General features: G+C 62.9%; 16 protein-coding genes and 1 pseudogene. 6 read left to right on the forward strand and 11 right to left on the reverse strand.

Annotated features, from left to right (window positions below):
* Window positions 1-11: 11 nt before the first annotated feature.
* From ACK59X_RS01090 to ACK59X_RS01105, 4 genes are all read right to left on the reverse strand, one after another.
* Entirely contained in the window at window positions 12-1,622 is a 1,611-nt protein-coding gene (locus tag ACK59X_RS01090; RefSeq protein ID WP_184856135.1) for an efflux RND transporter periplasmic adaptor subunit, read from the reverse strand.
* Between the two features lie 2 nt (window positions 1,623-1,624).
* Window positions 1,625-2,980: a TolC family protein gene (locus ACK59X_RS01095; RefSeq protein ID WP_409954599.1), complete on the reverse strand. Its 1,356-nt coding sequence runs from the start codon at window positions 2,978-2,980 to the stop codon at window positions 1,625-1,627.
* A gap of 157 nt (window positions 2,981-3,137) precedes the next feature.
* Window positions 3,138-3,497 (reverse strand): cation efflux protein, CzcI family, encoded by a 360-nt coding sequence (gene czcI / locus ACK59X_RS01100; protein WP_184856137.1) that lies wholly within the window; start codon window positions 3,495-3,497, stop codon window positions 3,138-3,140.
* 42 nt (window positions 3,498-3,539) lie between these two features.
* Entirely contained in the window at window positions 3,540-3,878 is a 339-nt protein-coding gene (locus ACK59X_RS01105; RefSeq protein ID WP_184856138.1) for a DUF4148 domain-containing protein, read from the reverse strand.
* A gap of 156 nt (window positions 3,879-4,034) precedes the next feature.
* Between ACK59X_RS01105 and ACK59X_RS01110 the strand changes: the two genes are divergently transcribed.
* Complete coding sequence (locus ACK59X_RS01110; protein WP_409954600.1) at window positions 4,035-4,721, forward strand: heavy metal response regulator transcription factor; 687 nt, start codon at window positions 4,035-4,037, stop codon at window positions 4,719-4,721.
* Window positions 4,718-6,055, forward strand: coding sequence for a heavy metal sensor histidine kinase (locus tag ACK59X_RS01115; protein ID WP_409954601.1), 1,338 nt, complete (start codon window positions 4,718-4,720; stop codon window positions 6,053-6,055). The genes ACK59X_RS01110 and ACK59X_RS01115 overlap by 4 nt, the downstream gene beginning before the upstream one ends.
* Before the next feature lie 3 nt (window positions 6,056-6,058).
* Here ACK59X_RS01115 and cadR read toward each other — a convergent pair.
* Window positions 6,059-6,550, reverse strand: a pseudogene (gene cadR / locus ACK59X_RS01120) (Cd(II)/Pb(II)-responsive transcriptional regulator).
* 97 nt (window positions 6,551-6,647) lie between these two features.
* Between cadR and ACK59X_RS01125 the strand changes: the two are divergent.
* A complete protein-coding gene (locus ACK59X_RS01125) occupies window positions 6,648-9,164 on the forward strand; it encodes a heavy metal translocating P-type ATPase (RefSeq protein ID WP_409954602.1) in 2,517 nt (838 codons plus the stop codon).
* A 23-nt stretch (window positions 9,165-9,187) separates the two neighbouring features.
* On the opposite strand, the gene ACK59X_RS01130 is transcribed toward ACK59X_RS01125, so the two are convergent.
* A complete protein-coding gene (locus tag ACK59X_RS01130) occupies window positions 9,188-9,844 on the reverse strand; it encodes a DsbA family protein (RefSeq protein ID WP_409954603.1) in 657 nt (218 codons plus the stop codon).
* Window positions 9,841-10,257, reverse strand: a complete 417-nt coding sequence (locus tag ACK59X_RS01135; protein WP_184856143.1) for a disulfide bond formation protein B — start codon at window positions 10,255-10,257, stop codon at window positions 9,841-9,843. The genes ACK59X_RS01130 and ACK59X_RS01135 overlap by 4 nt, the downstream gene beginning before the upstream one ends.
* 796 nt (window positions 10,258-11,053) lie before the next feature.
* On the opposite strand from ACK59X_RS01135, the gene ACK59X_RS01140 reads away from it, so the two are divergent.
* The 3 genes from ACK59X_RS01140 to ACK59X_RS01150 all read left to right on the forward strand — a co-directional run bounded on the left by ACK59X_RS01140 (window position 11,054) and on the right by ACK59X_RS01150 (window position 12,363).
* Window positions 11,054-11,395: a DUF4148 domain-containing protein gene (locus ACK59X_RS01140; protein ID WP_409954604.1), complete on the forward strand. Its 342-nt coding sequence runs from the start codon at window positions 11,054-11,056 to the stop codon at window positions 11,393-11,395.
* Window positions 11,396-11,553: 158 nt separating this feature from the next.
* A complete protein-coding gene (gene fliQ / locus ACK59X_RS01145) occupies window positions 11,554-11,823 on the forward strand; it encodes a flagellar biosynthesis protein FliQ (RefSeq protein ID WP_184856145.1) in 270 nt (89 codons plus the stop codon).
* A 48-nt stretch (window positions 11,824-11,871) separates the two neighbouring features.
* Window positions 11,872-12,363: an IS5 family transposase gene (locus ACK59X_RS01150; protein WP_184856146.1), complete on the forward strand. Its 492-nt coding sequence runs from the start codon at window positions 11,872-11,874 to the stop codon at window positions 12,361-12,363.
* A gap of 81 nt (window positions 12,364-12,444) precedes the next feature.
* Here ACK59X_RS01150 and ACK59X_RS01155 read toward each other — a convergent pair whose 3' ends face one another.
* From ACK59X_RS01155 to ACK59X_RS01170, 4 genes are all read right to left on the reverse strand, one after another.
* Window positions 12,445-15,594, reverse strand: coding sequence for an efflux RND transporter permease subunit (locus tag ACK59X_RS01155; RefSeq protein WP_409954605.1), 3,150 nt, complete (start codon window positions 15,592-15,594; stop codon window positions 12,445-12,447).
* Entirely contained in the window at window positions 15,591-17,111 is a 1,521-nt protein-coding gene (locus ACK59X_RS01160) for an efflux RND transporter periplasmic adaptor subunit (RefSeq protein WP_409954606.1), read from the reverse strand. The genes ACK59X_RS01155 and ACK59X_RS01160 overlap by 4 nt, the downstream gene beginning before the upstream one ends.
* 12 nt (window positions 17,112-17,123) lie before the next feature.
* On the reverse strand, window positions 17,124-18,440 hold the full coding sequence (locus tag ACK59X_RS01165) for a TolC family protein (protein WP_409954607.1): 1,317 nt from the start codon (window positions 18,438-18,440) through the stop codon (window positions 17,124-17,126).
* 76 nt (window positions 18,441-18,516) lie between these two features.
* Window positions 18,517-18,972, reverse strand: a complete 456-nt coding sequence (locus ACK59X_RS01170) for a hypothetical protein (protein ID WP_409954608.1) — start codon at window positions 18,970-18,972, stop codon at window positions 18,517-18,519.
* Window positions 18,973-19,025 lie beyond the last annotated feature (53 nt).

Consider the following 19,025-nt stretch of genomic DNA (forward strand, 5'->3'; position numbering starts at 1 on the left):
GCGCTCCGGGATCAGTGCGTGTGTTCGGCAGATCCCTTGCCGAGTTCGGACTTCACGACGAAGCTGCCTGTCGAGGCGTAGGGCATGCCGGGCTTGAGGCCCGACAGGACCTCGATGCGCTTGCCATCGCTTCGACCCAGCTTCACAGGTTGGGCGATGAACCCACCGTTGACCTTGAGGAAGACCACGGGCTTTTCTCCGACGTTCTGGACTGCGTCGGCCGAGATGGTCACAGGCGCTGCCGTTTCTTCGGACACCACCTCGACGTTGACGAACAGGCCGGGGCGCCAGGCGCCCTTGGGGTTATCAAGAACGACGCGGGCCTTGGCGGTACGGGTCTGCTCACCGATCAACGCGCCCACGAAAGCGACAGTGCCCGTGGCGGAGGCATCGAAGGCGGTGGCCTTGATGGTGACCTTCTCGCCCAACCGCACCGACGGCAGATCCTTTGCAGGAACATTGATCTCAGCCCACACCTTGGAAAGGTCCGAGATGGTGAACACCGCCGCATCTTCCTTGACGGCCTCGCCAAGACTCAGGTGCTTTTCGATGACGATGCCGTCGAAGGGCGCGCGCAGTTCGATACGGTTCAGTCCGGACACGGACGAGGTGGACAGGCCCAGCGCACTGAGCTTCTGATTGGCGTTGGCGACAGCGACCTCCGCTTCGCTCAACGCCTGCCTGGCCTGCAGGTAGTCCTGTTCGGCAGAGACCTTTTGCTCCCACAGCTTCTTTTCCCGCTCGTAGGTGGTCTTGGCCAGCGCCAGGCGCTTTTGCGCCGTCTGCAGCTCGCTGCGCTGCTCCGAAGCAGTCGGGCTCGCGATGGCGGCAAGAATCTGCCCCTTTTTGACGACCTGGCCCAGGCTGGCGCTGACACTCTCCACCACACCCGCCAGACGGGGAACCACGTGCGAAGTCCGGTCCTCGTTCAGCCGGATCTCGCCGGGCAAAAGCAGCGCCGTCTTGATGTTGGCTGCCGAGGCGGAGTCCACCGTAATGGAGGCGGCCTTGATCTGGGCATCGGTCAGTTCGATCTTTCCCTCTTCCTTGCTCATCACGAACATGAAAGGTTCGGTGGCCGTCTGCGCAATGATCTCGATGTCGAACGCGTGGGGTTCGGCGACGATCTCGCGGCTGACCAAGCTGTCCTTTTCTGCGGCAAACGTCAGCTTCTGCTTTTCGTCGGTGGGGCGGGTCACTGTTGCCGTGACCGTTACCGTGTTCAGGGGGAGCGGCTTATCCTTGTCGGACAACCAGACCCGCAGCCGAGGCTCGCCACCATCTTCGGACAGCAACGCCTCCAGGCTGAAGTCGCCTTCCTTGAACACGGTACCGCCGTGGGGGCCCTTAGCCTGGCTCTTTTCATGGTGTTCGCCATCGGCGTGGCCTTTGTCGTCGTCGTGGCCTTTTTCACCGCCCTTGCCATGGTGCTCTCCATCACCGTGCCCCTTAGCCTCGGTATGGCTGCCATGGCCGTGGCCATCGCCCTCGGCAGCGACTGCTTTGGGCTTGCCGCCGCCCTGCAGGATGAAGGCTCCTGCCCCGACCCCTAGCGCGAGGACAACGGCAATAGCGATGAGATGCTTTTTGCTGATGGTGGATGTGCTGGTGTTCATGGTCATGCTCAGTTGTGCGTTGCGATCAAGCCGGAAACCGTGCTGGCCCCGAGCAGGCGGTCGACATCGGCCGCCGCGCGGTGTGCCTCGCCCAGGGCTTTGAGGTACTGGGATTTGGCGGTGAAGTAGGTGCGCTGGGCATCGAGCACCTCCAGGAAGTTGAACTTTCCGTTCTCGAAGCCAATGGTGGCCGCGTCGTAGGCCGACTTCGCGCCGGGCCGGACGTCCTGCTGCAGCGACTGGATCTCCGCAGTGATCGTCGAAAGGCGTTCGCGCGCCTGCGCCACTTCGCTGTGCAGGCGCACCGTGGCCCCTTGCAACTCGTCACGGGCCTTGTCCTCAAGTTTGAGCGCTTCCAGCAGGTTGCCCTGGTTGCGGTCAAACACAGGCAGAGGCACGGAGACACCAAACAGAAGGACGTTGCGTTGGGTCTCGTTGCTGCGCTGCATGCCGACGCTGACGGTGACATCGGGCACGCGCTTGCTTTGCTCCAGTTCAGTCAGGGCCTGGCGCCGATCAACCTCGATTCGTGCAAGGACAACGCCTGGCGAAGAAGAAATCAAGGGCTGAAGATCGGCGAGGGGTGGTACCGCTGGAAGGTTTTCGGCTTTGCCCTCAAGGACGGTGAACGGCGCATTGATCTGTCCCAACAGCGCAAACAAGCGAGACAGTGCATTGCGTTGTTCGCTGGCTGCCTGGGCGAGCTCGACGCGAACGCCGGCTTCCGCAACGCGGGCCTTGGACTCTTCCACAGGTGACACCTTGCCAGCGGCTACGCGCTTGGCCACGGTATCCGTCGACGACTTGGCCAATGCGACGCTGTCTTTGGCGAGTGCCAATCGCTCCTGCGCCGTCAGGACATCGAAGTAGGCTGCGGCCACATTGGCCCGCACGGTCCCCTTCAGCTCAGCGAGCTGGGCCGCCGCCTGCTCGCGTGACTTTTCGGCCGCCTTGGTACGCGCTGCACGCTTTCCCCCCAATTCCACGGGAAGGTTGAGCTGCCAGCTTTGCGTACGTGTTTTGGACCGTGCGTCTTCCAGCGAATAGGCAAGCTCGGGATTGGGGCGTGAGCGCCCTTGAAGAATCTGCCCCTCTGTTGCCTCCAACTGGCGCGTAGCGGCAGCCACCTCTGGATTCCCTTCCAGGGCCAACTCGATGGCCTTGGCCAGCGACAGGGGCCCAGCGGGAGACACCGCGACAGTCTGGGGTTCCTGTGCTCCAACGACTGGACCTTGCGACGTGCCCTGAGAAAAGGCCCCGCCCGAGAAGGTCAGCAATATGGCCGCGGCACCTGCCGCGAGCCTGAATTTAGTGCGGCCGCGCCATGCGTGCGGCTTTCCTTGAAGGTAAATACCCTTGAACATCCGATTCTCCAGTGATTTCAAAACACGAGGGAATCGGCGGGGTGGCAACCGTGCAGCTGCCTGGCAAATCGTCAGTCAATGCAGCCGCGAAAAGCGCAACTGCATCCGCCAGGAGGCGGACACGAAGGACTGAAAGAAGGAGAGATGCCCCCGCCGATCAGGCGAGGACGGGCCACTGTGGGCGGTCGGGGGGGGTGGGCGTTACAGCCGCCAAGCGCTCACCTGAGGGTGAGTCCACACGGCTGTCATGGCAGATGCGATGTTTTGCACAAGACCAGTTGAGGGCCCCGATGCCGGCACCATGGCAAACCGAGCAGTCGACATCGGACATGTCTGCGCCTTGGCCGGTCTTGTCGGCTTGGGCGATCCCGCTTTTGGCTTCGTGCTTGTGTTCGTGATGCCCCAGATGCTGCGCCTGGGCGGTCGAGTTCTCGTGCATGCAATAAGCAGCCACCGCGGACCAGCTGAACTGGAACGGGAGCAATGCAAGCATAAAAACGACGATCAGGCGGCGCATTTTTTGAGTCTAGCACGCGGTCCAGAAAACTTCGTGTGACTATCAGCCGCCCGAGCCGTACAGTTCCTGGATGCGCTGTTTTTCAGCGGCTGACATGTTCAGGTATTCCTGCTGCACCTGCTCACGCGTCTTGGAGCCGCCCGTTGCCTTGACAGGCAGTGCACCACCCCGTGACAGGATCGCCAGCGTACCGTCCTTGCGCGCGACGTCGACCGACCGGAGCACGTCGCCACGGGACATGTTGCTTTGCACGTGGTCGGGATGGGTGGTCATTCCCACTTCACCGCCGGCGGGATGGTAGAGCGCCGAAGCAGATGCCAGGCCTGGGGCCGCAATGGCAAGGGCAATCAGGGAGAGTGCGAGGGGTTTGCGAACGGTCATGGTGTGGTCCCTTGATTCGGATGAGCCAGCGGCGACTTGCCCGGGCTATGCCTTTCGACACGGTGGGACTGTAGAAATCGGCGCGCGACAAGGCGCCAACAGCCAGATGACAAATTCGTAATCTACGAACAGGCGGCATTCTTCGAGAATGGCACCATGAAAATTCTGCTCATCGAAGACGAAGTCAAGCTGGCCGAGTACCTGCGCAAGGGCCTCGGAGAGGTCGGCTATGTGGTGGACGTCGCCCACAACGGCGTGGACGGCCTGCACATGGCCCTTGAAGGCGGCCACGATCTGCTGGTGTTGGACGCGATGCTCCCAGGGATCGACGGCTTCAGCCTGCTGACGGCCTTTCGCAAGACCAGGCAGACCCCCGTCTTGATGCTCACAGCCAGGGTCAGTGTCGAGGATCGGGTGCTCGGACTTCAGACGGGTGCCGATGACTATCTGGTCAAGCCCTTTGCGTTTTCCGAGTTGAGCGCCCGCATCCAGGTTCTGCTCAGGCGTAGCCACGGAGCACGGGACACGGCAGAGCCCACGCAACTGCGTTTGGCCGACCTGGAGGTCGACCTGGTGCGGCGCAAGGCGTCACGAGGCGGTCAGCGCTTGGAGTTGACTGCCAAAGAGTTCCTGCTGCTGACCCTTTTTCTGAGAAGGAAGGGAGAAGTGCTGTCTCGCACGGAGATCGCCGAGCAGGTCTGGGACATGAACTTCGACAGCGATACCAACGTGGTGGAGGTCGCCATACGGCGCCTGCGTACCAAGATCGATGTGCCCTTTGACACCGCGCTTCTGCACACCATCCGAGGTATGGGGTACGTCATGGAAGAGCGCAACGGATGAAGGCTCTGGTCCAACATCGCTCATTGCGCCAGCGGTTGTCGTGGTGGCTGGCACTTCAGAGCTTTGCCGGGCTCGGGCTGGTCTGTCTGGCCGTCTACCTGGTGACCGAATTCAACTTCCGAGATCGACAGGAGGAAACGCTGGCGCAAAAGGAAAACGTCATCCGGCACTTGCTGGCGGACGACAAGGAGCACGGGGATTCGGAAGACCTTGCTCACAAGCTCGATGATTTCCTGGTGGGGCACGGAGATCTTTCGCTTGAAGTAGCGCAGGCCGATGGGGCCGTCCTCTACGCCCATACCCGCAACCAGAATGAGAAGACGGTCTGGCGCCAGCGGCAGTTCGAAGTGGCGCAGTCTGCAGGCCAGACACCCTCAAAGAGTCTGCGCGTCCAGCTGTCGCTGGACATCCAGACCGACAACCAGTTGCTGCACCGGCTTGCAGTCACATTGCTGGTGGCAGCCATTGGCGGGGCCGTCGTGGTTTCGCTAGGCGGCTTCTCCCTGGTCAACCTGGGCTTGGCGCCCGTTCGAAGACTGGCCAGCCAGACGCGCGCCGTTTCGGCGGACAACCTCCACCAGCGGCTCGATGGCGCGGAGCAGCCCCTTGAACTCGTGCCGCTGATCGACCAGTTCAATGCACTCCTGGCTCGCATTGAAAAGGCCTACTCCCCGAGGGAGGGCGTCAAGGCGGACGTGGAGCACGCGTGGTGCACGCCTTTGGCCACGCTGATTTCCACCCAAGAGGTGGCGCTGCGGCGCCCCGAGCAGGCGGATATTCGCGAGGTGCTGGCGTCCAATCTGGAGGAGCTGCATCGCCTGACCGGTATCGTCAACGATATGCTGTTCCTGTCCCAGGCGGATCGAGGCGTGGGAGCGCGTCGCGCGCCCGTGGCAAGCCTGGCATCGGTGGCGGCCGACGTGCTGGACTACCACGAGGCGGCGCTGGCCGAGGCGGGTCTCACCGCGAAAGTGGTCGGCGATGCGCATGGCACCTTCGACGTGCCGTTGTTGCGCCGGGCTTTGTCCAACCTGCTGGGAAACGCCACCCGCTACGCGAGCACTGGCTCCATCGTCCAGATCAACCTGAGAACTGTTGACGAGGACCGCGTGCTGATCAGTGTCACCAATTACGGCAACACCATCGATCCCGAAATACTTCCCCAGCTGTTTGACCGGTTCTTCCGGGCAGATCCTGCTCGCAGCCATGGGCAGAGCAACCATGGCCTGGGCCTGGCCATCGTGGGCGCGATTGCCCGCATGCACCAGGGCAAGCCGGTGGCCAGGTCAGAGAATGGGGTGACAAGTGTCGGGATAGAAATTCGCGCTCACTGAAAATCAGCGTCGTTTGTTGGCCCGCTGCCTCGGAGCCACGCCAATATCATGATGAGCACCTGGCGGGTGGGCTTCGCTGGGCTGCATGTGATTGTGTTGAAGTGCCGCATTGGCCAAGCCGCCCAAGATGCCGCACTCACTGGCGAGATGGCCTGGTGAGCACTGTTGTTGCAAGCTGCGCAATTCCGACTCCAGTGCCTGGAGTTCCCGGATGCGAGAAACCACGTGCCCGATGTGCTCCCGAAGAAGCGCGTCCACTGCGCCGCAGTTTTCATCCGGAGCGTCCTTGAAATGCAACAGCACCCGGATCTCATCGAGCGTCATGTCCAGGCAGCGGCAATGGCGGATGAAGGCCAGGCGCTCGACGTGGCTGCTGTCGTAGACCCTGTAGTTGCTTTCTGTGCGCATCGCGATCGGCAGCAGGTTCTCGCGCTAGTAGTAGCGGATGGTCTCTGTCTGCGTGCCTGTGGCCTTGGCAAGTTCGCCGATTTTCATGAAGCGTCCTCTGCAAAATCTGGTTTACGTAGGACAATGCGGCGACATCTGGGAAGTCGCTTGACTTTAAGGTCACTACAGGGTTTCCAATTAGGCCATGAAACCAGAAACCAGCACTTCCTCCAGCGTTGTTGACACCTGCTGCTCCTCGGGCTGCTCGAGTACCGTTGCCTCGGCTCCTGCCGCCGCAAGCAGCCCAGGCCAGGGCACGCTGTTCCGAATCGCCACTATGGACTGCAGCGCCGAGGAGTCGGAGATCCGGCGGGCGCTGGAACCTCTGGAGGGAATCAGGTCCTTGGGTTTTCAGCTCGGCGCGCGCACGCTGAAGATCGATGCGGACGATCGCGCCTTGCCCCTGGCGCTGGATGCTATCCGCAAGGCGGGCTTCGATCCACAGCCGGTCGCCACTGCGGCAAGCACCCAGGGTGGCCAGGGCCGGGTGTTTCGCATTGCGACCATGGACTGCAGTGCCGAGGAGGCGGAGATTCGCCGGGCGCTGGAGCCTCTGGATGGAATCCGCTCTCTGGGTTTTCAGCTCGGCGCACGGACGCTCAAGATCGACGCAGAGGAAAGCACCTACCCGTTGGCACTCGACGCCATCCGGAAAGCGGGCTTCGATCCGCAGCCTGTGGCCGGTTCTGACGGCGGACAGGCGGGTGCATCAGCCGACGACCACGACCAAGGACATGGTTTTGCAGGCGGCATTTCCCGGTTGGTGGCTGCGCTGGTGTTCGCGACTGGGGCTGAGGTCCTTTCCTTCTTTGCACCCGACCAGATGGCCTGGAAGGTGGCCGGCATGGCCATCGCCGCCGTGGCCATCTGGCTGGCGGGTATCGACACCTACAAAAAAGGCATTGCGGCACTGCTGCGCGGCAAGCTCAACATCAATGCGCTGATGTCGGTGGCCGTCACGGGCGCATTCCTCATCGGTCAGTGGCCTGAGGCTGCCATGGTGATGGCCCTGTACGCGATTGCTGAACTCATCGAGGCCAAAGCCGTGGACCGGGCCCGCAACGCCATCAAGGGCTTGCTGGAACTGGCCCCAGAAGAGGCACTGGTTCTGGGAGCAAATGGGTCGTGGTCTGCTACACCGGTGGCTTCGGTGGCCATTGGAGCAACCGTGCGCATCAAGCCAGGCGAACGGGTGCCGCTGGACGGCAAGGTGACCAAGGGCAACGGGGCCATCAACCAGGCGCCGGTGACTGGCGAGAGCATTCCCGTGGACAAGGCGCCTGGCGACCAGGTGTTCGCGGGGACCATCAACGAGACTGGTGAACTGGAGTTTGAGGTTACTGCCTTGTCCAGCAACACCACCCTGGCCAGGATCATCCAGGCCGTGGAGCAGGCGCAGGGCACGCGTGCACCGACGCAGCGCTTCGTCGACCGCTTCGCCTCGATCTACACCCCTGCTGTCTTCGCCATTGCCGTGGCGGTAGCGGTGCTGACCCCTTTCCTGATGGGCCTGACTTGGCTGGAGGCGCTATATAAGGCCTTGGTGCTGCTAGTGATCGCCTGTCCGTGTGCTCTGGTCATTTCCACGCCCGTCACAGTGGTCAGCGGATTGGCCGCGGGAGCGCGCCGCGGGATCCTGATCAAGGGCGGAACCTACCTGGAAGACGCCCGGCTCCTGAAAGCCGTTGCGCTGGACAAGACGGGCACCATCACCGAGGGCAAACCCAAGCTGGTGAAGTGGCAGGTATGGGGCGCTGGCGATGAGGGCGCTATCCAGCAGATGGCCGCCAGCCTGGCGGCCCGTTCCGATCACCCCGTTTCCAAGGCGATTGTTCAGGGACTGGAGGCACAAGGCCCCGAGGCTGAGAACTTCAAGGCCTTGCCCGGGCGCGGTGTCGAGGGCGTGGTCAATGGTGCGCGCCTGGTGCTGGGCAATCACCGGCTTATTCACGAGCAGGGGTTGTGCGGACCGGACCTGGAGGCGGAGCTGGCCATCCACGAAAAGCAAGGCCGCACGGTCACCCTCCTGGCAGACGACTCGCGGGTTCTGGCGCTCTTCGCGGTAGCGGACACCATCCGCGAGACCTCAAAGCAGGCCATCGTCGATCTCAAGGCACTGGGAGTGACCTCGGTGATGCTGACCGGCGACAACACGGCCACTGCAAAGGCCATCGCAGCACAGGCCGGCATTGATGATGCCCGCGGGGATCTGCTGCCCGAAGCCAAGCTTGATGCCATCAAGGAGATGCAAAAGCGCTATGGCGCCACCGGTATGACCGGCGATGGCATCAATGACGCGCCGGCGCTGGCGCAGGCCGACATCGGCTTTGCCATGGGCGGTGCGGGGACTGACACGGCGATGGAAGCGGCCGACGTGGTCATCATGAACGATGACCTGCAGCGCGTCGCCGAGACCGTGCGCCTGTCCAAGCGCACCCATGCCGTTCTCTGGCAGAACATCACCTTGGCGCTGGGTATCAAGAGCGTTTTTCTGGTGATGGCGGTGGTGGGCACTGCGACCATGTGGATGGCCGTTTTTGCGGACATGGGGGCCAGCTTGCTGGTCGTGGGCAATGGACTGCGCCTGCTTCGCGGCACGCGGGTCGAGCCTGCCGCGAAGGCCCAGCCTGCGCAGCCCAAGGAGCATGCCCATTCCCACTAGCGATTGCCCGGGACGCACGATGCCTATTTGCCCGCCTTGGAGACCTCCTGGGCTACCAGCTCAGCCAGTTGCTTGGCGCCAAAGCTGGGCAACGGCCGCCCATTCACAAAGAAGGTCGGGGTCTTGTCGACCTTGAGGGCAGTCAGGTCCTGCACATCCTGCTGCAGCATCGCTTCCAGCGTGGGCGATGCTATGTCGGCCCGAGCTCTCGCCATGTCCAGACCTGCCTGCTCGGCCGCACTGTAGGCCAATGCCAGATTGGGACTTCCATGGTCTGCCCACTGTGGCTGTGCCGCCAGCAGGGACTCCAAGACCACGAGGTACCTGTCCTGCAGCCGCGCGGACTCCAGCAGCTTGACCACCTCGCCCGAGCCCTGGTGGAACGGTGCATACCGGATGACCAACCGTACCTGGGAGGGATACCGCTGCATGAGATCTTTCACGACCGGATAGAAAGCGCGGCAGGTCTCACATGCGGGATCGAAGAATTCGACAATGGTCACGGGCGCCTCTCGGGGGCCGATGACTGGCGAATGCATGCGCACCAGCCGCTCAGACTGCCCGGCGGCATGCTGCTCTTGGTTGCTGGTCACATGGCTCTGGTAGAGACTCGCACCGACCGCGAAGGCTGCAAGTGCGACGCCCAGCACGAGGGCGATGATGTATTTGCGGTGGATCATTTGGCTGTTTTGCGCAGATAAAGACAGAGTGAAACGGCGATGACAATGAACGCCGCCAAGGAAAGCCAGGGCAGTTCAATGCCATAGAAAAAGTCGAGCTTCTGATCGGCGCAGGACACGCCTACAGCGCATGGAACCCATGCCCTGGGAACCAGGCCTGCAGCCAGAAGGCTGTGGTAGCCCGCTACGGCCGCGCCTGCAAGCGCCAGGGGCAAGGCATAGACCGCTCCCCGGCGGTCCTCGCTGTAAAAGGCCATGCCCAGCACCATTACCAAGGGGAACATGGCGATGCGCTGGTACCAGCACATCACGCAGGGGGCCATGCCCATCACCTCGCCGAGGAACAGCGCGCCGCCTGTTGCTACAACGGCGGTCAACCAGGCGGCCAGAAGTAGCAATGAGGTATGTTTCATCGGTGCCTCCATTGCATCCTCAGGAGAGTGCAGCAAGGGGGTGTCGCAGCACTACTTGCGGTGGTTTGCGGGCCAGGCGGCCCAATGGCTATGAACATGAAGAGATCCCGAAGGCATGCGTCGAGGCCGGCACACAGGTGCCGGCACGCTTGGCAGGGATCGCCGTGGATTGCTGGGCGATACCCTGGTCAGGCCAGGGCGTGCCACTGAGGACGTTCGGGACGGTTGGCAGGCACTGCGGACCAGCGCGCTCTGATAGAAATGCCAAAGTGCTCCTGCCCGACGGCCGCGCAAACGCCGCGCCGCGCGGGCAGCGCCTCTGGACCCTGGGCGTGGCATGTGCCGCACTCCACTTCGATAGCGGCAGTGCCCATTCGAGCTGACTCCCGAGCCAACTGCTCGTCGGCCGCAGCCAGGCCCATTTGGTGGTGTTCGCACAAGTGCCGTGCTGTCATGAGCGAAACCCCATACTCCGGCGCGCTGTCGTGCGGCCCCACTACAGCCCAGACCAGTTGCAGCGGCAAAAGCACAAGCAAAAGAACAAGCAGTCGGGAGCGCATCCAGAAAATTGTACTGGCGTCTCGACCGCAGTCCGCGCGCGCGCAAGCGTGCAAGCGCGCCGGCCGTGCGGGCCACACGGCACGCCCGAGTGGGCGCTATGAACATAACAAACTTGTAATCCTGTGGTGCGCAAGCTGTCGGCATGCGGTCAGCAAACTGTCACACGTGGCCCGACTGCTGGCCCTACAGCGGCGCAGATGACGGGGCACGTTCATTCAAACCCAAGGAGATACACATGACAGTCCGCACTTTCCTGACCGCCTTGTCGCTGGCCGCGGTCGCTGCCCCGGCCCTGGCCAGCAGCGTGATCCACCCCGCGAGCACCGAGATGGGATACACGACGCATCCCGAACACGCGCAGGCGGGCAAGTCGCGCGATCAGGTCCTGGCAGAGATGGAACAGTCCAAGAAAGACGGGCTGTGGCAATACCATCGGTTTGGCGCTCCCGTCCTAGTGAAGGGCAAGGCTGCGACACGGGACGAGGTGCTGGCGGACCTTGAGCGGTCACAAAAGCATCCGAGCTGGGCACTGCGACGTGTGGGAGCACCTGTCGCTGACGTTCCCACGCTCAAGTAAAGCAATCCTGGATCTACCGTACATTTTCGCGCATGGGCTGAGCAACGATCTCGGGCGGCGACGATGAAAACTCCCCCGACAAGCTTCTCCTGGCGGGTCGCTCATTGGTCGAGCGCCGCTATGGGGGTGTGGGTCAGGCCGTTCATATCCGATAGTCTATGAGTTCCCAGCACGTTCTTACTGCCGCTCAAAATGCGCTTTATATGCTCCTGATGGTGGCTGCGCCCATCATTTCGGTTGTGTTGATCGCTGGGCTCATCGTGAGCATCCTGCAGGCCGCAACTCAAGTTAACGAACCGACCCTCTCTTTCATTCCTAAACTTATAGCAGCTCTGGTCGCACTGATCATCGCAGGGCCTTGGCTTTTGGCTACGCTTGTTGACTATCTGCAGGGCGTCCTCAGCTCGATTCCCAGCATGGTTCGATAAGAGACAGGGCTTGCGCTGCATACGCTGGAGACCAGCGAGCAGCCGGACATGGAATATGCGATGGTGGATGCCACGATTGTGAAAGTGCATCGGCATGGCCAGGGGGCAAAAGGGGGGGCTTCGGACCAGGCTATTGGTCGCTCGCGAGGAGGCCTGACTACGAAGATCCTGGCTCTGACCGATGCGTTGGGCAATCTGGTGAAGATCATCCTGATGCCAGGGCAGCGCAACGACATCACGGGAGTGAAAGAGTTGATTGCCAACGTGCGCTTCGAGTCGCTGCTGGGCGACAAAGCCTTCGATGCCAACTGGCTGATCGAGGAGTTGGGCAGACGCGGAGCACAGGTGTTGATCTCACAGATGCCGCATCGGCGATCTCCTTTGGAGATTGATCGTGAGGTCTACAAGTGGCGTCACTTGATCGAGAACTTCTTCGGCAAGCTCAAGGAGTTCAAACGCATCGCACTGCGCAGCGACAAGACGGACACCAGCTTCGCAGCCGAGATCCATCTTGCGGCGGCTGTTATCAACTCCCGTTGATTCTCAACAGCCCCTAGGGTGTGCGCTCTGCCCCTCGAGAGCGAAGAGAGGGGGATCGGTCGGTAGTTGTCGATGCCAGGATTACGAAGGCGCGCGGTCCAAATGTTTGCCGATCTTTGGCCTGCGCATGAGCACGTAGGCAGCGGGAATCACAAACAGGGACAACAATGGCGCGGTCACCATTCCGCCCAGCATGGGGGCCGCGATGCGGCTCATGACCTCCGAACCTGTTCCGCTACTCCACACGATAGGAACCAGGCCTGCCAGGATCACTGCCACGGTCATGGCTTTGGGCCGCACGCGTAGTACGGCGCCTTCCCGGATGGCGTCCAGCAACTCCTCAAGCGTAGGCTGCCGACCATCCGGGCACCTCTCGGCCAGTGCCTGCTTGAGGTAAATGAGCATGACCACACCGAACTCCGCAGCAACCCCTGCCAGCGCGATGAAACCGACCCCCGTCGCGATCGACAGGTTGTAGTTCATCACGTACAGGAACCAGATGCCTCCTGTGAGCGCAAACGGCAGCGTGGCCATGATCAGGGCCGCCTCGCCAAGGCGGGAGAAAGTCAGGTACAACAGCACGAAGATGATCAGCAGGGTCGCGGGCACCACCACTTTCAGGCGCGCGTTCGCCCGCTCCAAGTATTCGAACTGGCCCGAGTACGTGATGCTGACCCCGGGTTCAAGTTTGACCTGGCGGCCCACCGCTTCCCGCAGGTCATTTGCCACCGAGGCCAGATCTCGCCCCCGCACATCTACATACACCCAGCCCGACGGGCGCGCGTTCTCACTCTTGAGCATGGGAGGGCCATCGGTGATGGACACCGTGGCCACGCTGCCCAAGGTGACCTGCTGCCCTGCGGGCGTGGAGAAAGGCAACTGGGCCAGCCGCTCGGGTGAATCCCGCCATTCACGCGGGTAGCGCAAACTGATGGGGAACCGGGCCAGCCCTTCGACGGTCTCGGAGATGTTTTCCCCCCCGATGGCCCCTGAGACTACGGCCTGGACGTCGGACACATTCAGGCCATACCTTCCTGCCGCTGCGCGGTTGATGCGCACGTCCACATAGCGGCCTCCCGTCAGGCGCTCCGCGAGCGCGGATGACACGCCAGGAATCCCCTTGGCCACTTGCTCGACCTGGGCTGCGAGCCCATCGATCACGCGCAGGTCACTTCCAGTCACTTTGACACCGATCGGGCTCTTGATGCCCGTGGCCAGCATGTCGATGCGGTTGCGGATGGGGGGGATCCAAATGTTGGACAGGCCAGGGATTTTGACGGCCTTGTCCAACTCCTCGATGAGGCCTTCGGGCGTCATGCCTAGGCGCCACTGGTCCCTGGGTTTGAGCTTCACCGTGGTCTCGAACATCTCCAGGGGTGCGGGGTCGGTTGCTGTCTCCGCACGTCCCGCTTTGCCAAACACCCGTTCGACCTCGGGTACCGTCTTGATCATGCGATTGCTCAGCTGCAGCAACTCGGTTGCCCGCTGGGCCGACAAGCCCGGCAGCGCCGAAGGCATGTACAGAAGATCCCCCTCGTCCAGGCGCGGCAAGAACTCGCCGCCCAGCCGGGACAACGGCCAGATCGTGGTTGCCAGTGCCAGGACGGCGATGACGAGGGTCGATTTGGGGCGGGAGAGCACCCATTCGAGGCACGGCCGGTACACGGCGATCAGCGCCCGCGTGATGGGGTTCTTCTGCTCGTCGGGGATGCGTCCCCGTATCCAGTAGCCCATAAGCACGGGAATCAAGGTGACGGAAAGGCCCGCCGCCGCGGCCATGGCATAGGTCTTGGTGAAGGCCAGCGGCCCGAACAGGCGCCCCTCCTGCGCTTCGAGGGTGAAGACCGGTACGAAGGACAAGGTGATGATCAGCAGCGAGAAGAACAGCGCGGGCCCGACCTCTTCAGCTGCTTGCGCGATGACCTGCCATCGCTCCTGCCCGACCAATGCCTGGTCCGGATGGGCGTGCTGCCAGGCCTCCAGCTTCTTGTGGGCGTTCTCGATCATCACCACTGCGGCGTCCACCATGGCACCGATGGCGATCGCGATCCCGCCCAGGGACATGATGTTGGCGTTGATGCCCTGATAGTGCATGACCAGGAAAGCCGTCATGACTCCCAGCGGCAGCGAGATGATGGCCACCAGCGCAGATCGCAGGTGCCACAGGAAAACGACGCAGACCAGCGCGACCACGGCAAACTCCTCCAGCAGCTTGACCGTGAGGTTCTGGATGGCCCGCTCAATGAGTGCACTGCGGTCGTACGTGGTGACGATCTCCACCCCCTCGGGCAGGCTGCTTTGCAGTTGAGCCAGCTTGGCTTTGACGGCCGCGATGGTCTCTTGGGCGTTCTTGCCAGAGCGCAAGATGACCACCCCTCCTGCGACCTCGCCTTCACCGTCGAGCTCCGCGATGCCGCGCCGCATTTCCGGGCCTGTCTGGACGGTGGCGACATCTCCCAGGCGTACCGTGATTCCGCCGCGCGCCGCCAGGGGCACGGCACGAAAGTCGTCAAGGGTCTTGAGGTAGCCATTGGCGCGAACCATGTAATCCGCACCGGCCAGTTCCAGCACCGATCCTCCGGTTTCCTGGTTCGCATTCATGACCGCTTCGCGCACTTGTCCTTGGCTGATCCCGTAGGAGGCGAGCTTGATGGGGTCGAGCAAGACTTGGTACTGCTTGACCATTCCACCCACCGAAGCCACTTCGGCGACGTTGGGCAAGCTCTTGAGTTCGAACTTCAGGAACCAGTCCTGCAGGGCGCGCAGTTGGGCCAGGTCATTCTTGCCAGTGCGATCCACCAGCGCGTACTGGTAGATCCAGCCCACACCCGTCGCGTCCGGTCCCAGGGCCGACTTGGCCGTGGCCGGTAACCGGCCCTGGACCTGGTTCATGTACTCCAGCACCCTCGAACGCGCCCAGTAGAGATCGGTTCCGTCCTCGAACAGGATGTACACGAACGAGTCCCCGAAGAACGAAAACCCGCGCACCGTCTTCGCCCCAGGCACGGACAGCATCGTGGTCGACAGCGGGTAGGTCACCTGGTTTTCAACAATCTGTGGTGCCTGGCCGGGATAGCTGGTGCGGATGATGACCTGGACGTCCGAGAGGTCTGGCAGCGCATCCACGGGGGTCATGCGCACAGCCCACCCGCCCCAGGCCGTGAGCATCAATGTGGCCAGGAGAACCAAAAAGCGGTTCGCAACCGACCAGCGAATCAGTCGCGCGATCATGGCTTGATCCTTTCCACCGCGGTGATGACATAGTCTTCGCCCTGTTTCGAGAAAGTGAAGCGCACCTGCTGCTTGGGCAGCAGGCCCATCGCCAACTGAGGCTTTTCCAGCTTGAAGCCCATCGTCATGGCAGGCCATTTCAGACCCGGAACGGCATCGTGGGCAAGCGTCAGCACATTGGGTGCCACTTCCAGAACCTCGCCTCGAACCGTGAAGCTGCCTGCCGCGGGCGGAGCGGTTCCTTGTGCCGCAGTTGTTTGGGGAGCGGTTTCGCGCGCACCAGTGTCTGTCTGGGGGGGAATCACGCCCCTGAGGCTGGCCTCGGAATCGATCAGGAACTGCGCGGAAGCAACCACCTGTTGTCCCGCGATCAGTCCGCCTTGCACGACCAGGCGGTCACCGATTTCGGCGCCGAGTTGCACTTGGACGGGGTGGTATTTTCCCGGGCCATCGACCACGTAGACCAGCGCCCGCTTGCCGGTTCGGATCACGGCCTCGCTGGGCACAAGCAGCGCAGGCTGCTTGCGGCCGGCCAGGACGATCTGCCCGGACATGCCGGCTTTGAGGCGCTGGCCGGGATTGGAAAGCTCCAGGCGCACGCGCACCGTTCGGGTGTCGCGGTTGGCTTCGGGAAGGATGCTCACGACACGGGCCGTGAGAGTTTCACCGGGGAACGCGGCCAGACGAACCTGTGCATCCTGTCCCAACTGCAAGGGCCCGCTTTGCGCCTCGGGAACAGCGGCCTCGATCCAGACACTGGCCAGCCCGTTCACGCGCACCAGGCTGGCACCCGCAGAAACGGTCATTCCCTGGCGCACCATGAGCTCCGCCACCAAGCCCCCCTGCGGAAAGGTCACGACGTAGCGGCCCTGGGGTTCGCCCGTGCGTTCTACCTGGGCTACGAGCGCAGCCGGCATGCCCAGCAACGCCAGTCGCTGGCGCGCGGCCGCCGTCAGCGTGTCGTCCTTGAGGGCCCGGACCTCGAGGAATTCGCGCTGAGCAGCGACCCATTCGGGCAGCAGCAGGTCGGCCAGCGGCGCGCCTGCGGCTACCACGTCGCCCGGCGCCCTGGCGTACACCCGCTCCACAAACCCGGCCGAGCGGGCCTGGACGATACTCACATCCCGGTCATTGAGCTGCACCGTGCCCAGCGCATCCACGTCGGCGCCTATGTCACGTTGCTCCACCACGGCGGTGCGAAGGCCAAGGGCCTGCACTGCCTGTGCGGACACATTCAGCCCACTGCCTTGCTGCATGTCTTCCTCGGCGTACTTCGGGACCAAGGCCATGTCCATGAAGGGCGACTTGCCCGGCTTGTCGAACTTCTGTGTCGGCACCATGGGGTCGTACCAGTACAGGACCTTGCGGTCGGCTTTCGCGGCTCCTGTCTCTGCCGTGGAGACACCAGTCCCGATGCCACCGGAGATTCGCCATTGGGCCAGGCCCCATCCCAGCGCGATGCCTGCGCAGAGCAACGCCACCGCCACAGCGGTCTTCTTGAAACCAGAATTTGTCATGTCGTTCTCCGCTCAGTCGGCGATCAGGCTGTTCAGCCGGGCAGTCACTGCATCGCGCTGCGCCTGCAGGTCGATCAAGCGCCATTGCACTTCCAGCACTTGTGCGCGGGAGCCCAGCACTGCACTGAGGTCGCCCTTGGCGGCCTGGTATTCGGCAAGCGCGAGCTGGGCACGTCCCTGCGCCAGACCAATGCCGGCGGACTGCAGGCGCTCGATCTGGCTTTGCAGCGCAGCCAGCTCGGCGGCGCTGTCGTCCAGCTCCTGCAAGCGCCTGCGGGTCACGTCTTCTTGCTCTGCCTCAAGGCGCTGCAGCTCCAGTAGCTTGGCCTCGATCTGGGGCCCCTGACGCCGCTCTTGTTGCCACGGAAGATCAAACGTCACCTGGAAAGACACCATGTCGCCCCACTGGCGCGCACGGCGGCTGTAGGCGACCTCCCAAGACCAGTCGCCGCGCGCTTGCGCCTGCGCCTCGAGCGACTCGGCCGCGGCCATGGCCTGCATGGCGGGATACTGGGCGAGCTCGGCGTGGCGCTGCACCTGCGTGCGCAGTTCTTCCACAGGGCGATTGAGCGGACCCGGCGTGCCTTCCAAGGCTTCATCCGAACGGGAGCCCACCCAGCGCCGCAGCATCGCGCGGGCCTTTGCGCGATCCCTGCGCAGGTTATCTCGCCGATCCGACAGAGCAAGCGCCTCTTGCCGGGCCGCCAGCAGGTCACCCGCCTGGGCGGTGCCTCCTGCGATGCGCGAGGGAAGAGTGTCCTGCAGGCGCTGGTTCTCCGCCAGCAAGGCCGTGAGCACTTGATCGCGCTGCTCGATGGCCTGGGCAAGGATCCAGGCTTGGCTCAGTTCCTGTCGTATCTGCACCCGCTGAACCGCCAAAGTGGCTCGTTCGCGCTCTACCTTGGCCTGGGCACTGGCGATCTGCGCATCGCGCTTGGCCCGGTTGGGGACTTCCTGCATCAACGCCAGGCGCTGCATGGTCATGGATTCGCGCGTGAGGCTTCCGCGGTCCATGCCGGTGATGGGAAAGTTTTCGATACCCACCGACAGTTTGGGGTCGGGGAGCGTTCCGGCCGCCTTCTGGCTGCTGCCGGCTGCGTCAATCTGCAGCCGCTGGGCTGCGATGCGGGGACTTTGTTGCTCCGCCAGCTCCAGCGCTTCGGTAAAGCCCAGGGCATAGATGGGGGTGCTGACGGCACCTGCGGTTGCCAGCAAGGCTCCCAGCGCGCCAAGGCGCAGGGAGCTTAGGTGGCACGCCTGGGTGCGCTGCGGGACGCGTGAAGACGCGGCCTTGCGCCCGCACGGGGCGCCGGTAAAGACATTTGACATGATGGTCCTCGAAAATGAATGGGCACGAAGTCAGACTTGCGCACACGCTGCAGCGCAGCGTGCACGCCGTGCACGATCAATTCCGAAAGACCTGGTGTGTCAGATAGAGGGGTGGGGATCCCGCTCGGCTATCGAACTCTGCGTAGAGAGCCCGGGGGTCGGCGCGTTGCAATTCGTCCAGCACCGCGGGCAGCACATAGGCAACCCAGATGGCGTGCGCCGCGATGGCCTGCAGATCAAGACTGTGCAGCGAAGGCGTCGACTGGTTGTCACCTTCGCAATGCGCCCGACATAGCTGCGGATCCTGCTCGTCCATGGTCGTCGCCATGGCATGGCACTCCGGCATGGACGCCATCGGGACCGCTTCCTCCATGGCCATGCCCGCCTTTTGCATCGCCGATGCATGGACTGCAGAGTCAAGCCTCGGGCAGGCATAGGCAGCCAGGGCGAATTGCATGAGAAGCAACGCCGCGACTAGGAGGCTGGCAATCCAGCGTCCTTGGCGCGACACGATGCTTCTGACATTTGTCATGGTGCGATGGTACCCAAGTCGGAGGGGAGCGGCATGATGCAGATCAGTTTCTG

The sequence above is a fragment of the Acidovorax sp. genome, assembly GCF_046339755.1.
Taxonomy (GTDB): Bacteria; Pseudomonadota; Gammaproteobacteria; order Burkholderiales; family Burkholderiaceae_C; genus Acidovorax.

Excerpts from the sequence above, each read along its gene's own strand:
- ACK59X_RS01090 (WP_184856135.1), bottom strand. The coding sequence starts at position 1,622 with ATGACCATGAACACCAGCACATCCACCATCAGCAAAAAGCATCTCATC.
- ACK59X_RS01095 (WP_409954599.1), bottom strand. The coding sequence starts at position 2,980 with ATGTTCAAGGGTATTTACCTTCAAGGAAAGCCGCACGCATGGCGCGGC.
- czcI (WP_184856137.1), bottom strand. The coding sequence starts at position 3,497 with ATGCGCCGCCTGATCGTCGTTTTTATGCTTGCATTGCTCCCGTTCCAG.
- ACK59X_RS01105 (WP_184856138.1), bottom strand. The coding sequence starts at position 3,878 with ATGACCGTTCGCAAACCCCTCGCACTCTCCCTGATTGCCCTTGCCATT.
- ACK59X_RS01110 (WP_409954600.1), top strand. The coding sequence starts at position 4,035 with ATGAAAATTCTGCTCATCGAAGACGAAGTCAAGCTGGCCGAGTACCTG.
- ACK59X_RS01115 (WP_409954601.1), top strand. The coding sequence starts at position 4,718 with ATGAAGGCTCTGGTCCAACATCGCTCATTGCGCCAGCGGTTGTCGTGG.
- ACK59X_RS01125 (WP_409954602.1), top strand. The coding sequence starts at position 6,648 with ATGAAACCAGAAACCAGCACTTCCTCCAGCGTTGTTGACACCTGCTGC.
- ACK59X_RS01130 (WP_409954603.1), bottom strand. The coding sequence starts at position 9,844 with ATGATCCACCGCAAATACATCATCGCCCTCGTGCTGGGCGTCGCACTT.
- ACK59X_RS01135 (WP_184856143.1), bottom strand. The coding sequence starts at position 10,257 with ATGAAACATACCTCATTGCTACTTCTGGCCGCCTGGTTGACCGCCGTT.
- ACK59X_RS01140 (WP_409954604.1), top strand. The coding sequence starts at position 11,054 with ATGACAGTCCGCACTTTCCTGACCGCCTTGTCGCTGGCCGCGGTCGCT.
- fliQ (WP_184856145.1), top strand. The coding sequence starts at position 11,554 with ATGAGTTCCCAGCACGTTCTTACTGCCGCTCAAAATGCGCTTTATATG.
- ACK59X_RS01150 (WP_184856146.1), top strand. The coding sequence starts at position 11,872 with ATGGAATATGCGATGGTGGATGCCACGATTGTGAAAGTGCATCGGCAT.
- ACK59X_RS01155 (WP_409954605.1), bottom strand. The coding sequence starts at position 15,594 with ATGATCGCGCGACTGATTCGCTGGTCGGTTGCGAACCGCTTTTTGGTT.
- ACK59X_RS01160 (WP_409954606.1), bottom strand. The coding sequence starts at position 17,111 with ATGACAAATTCTGGTTTCAAGAAGACCGCTGTGGCGGTGGCGTTGCTC.
- ACK59X_RS01165 (WP_409954607.1), bottom strand. The coding sequence starts at position 18,440 with ATGTCAAATGTCTTTACCGGCGCCCCGTGCGGGCGCAAGGCCGCGTCT.
- ACK59X_RS01170 (WP_409954608.1), bottom strand. The coding sequence starts at position 18,972 with ATGACAAATGTCAGAAGCATCGTGTCGCGCCAAGGACGCTGGATTGCC.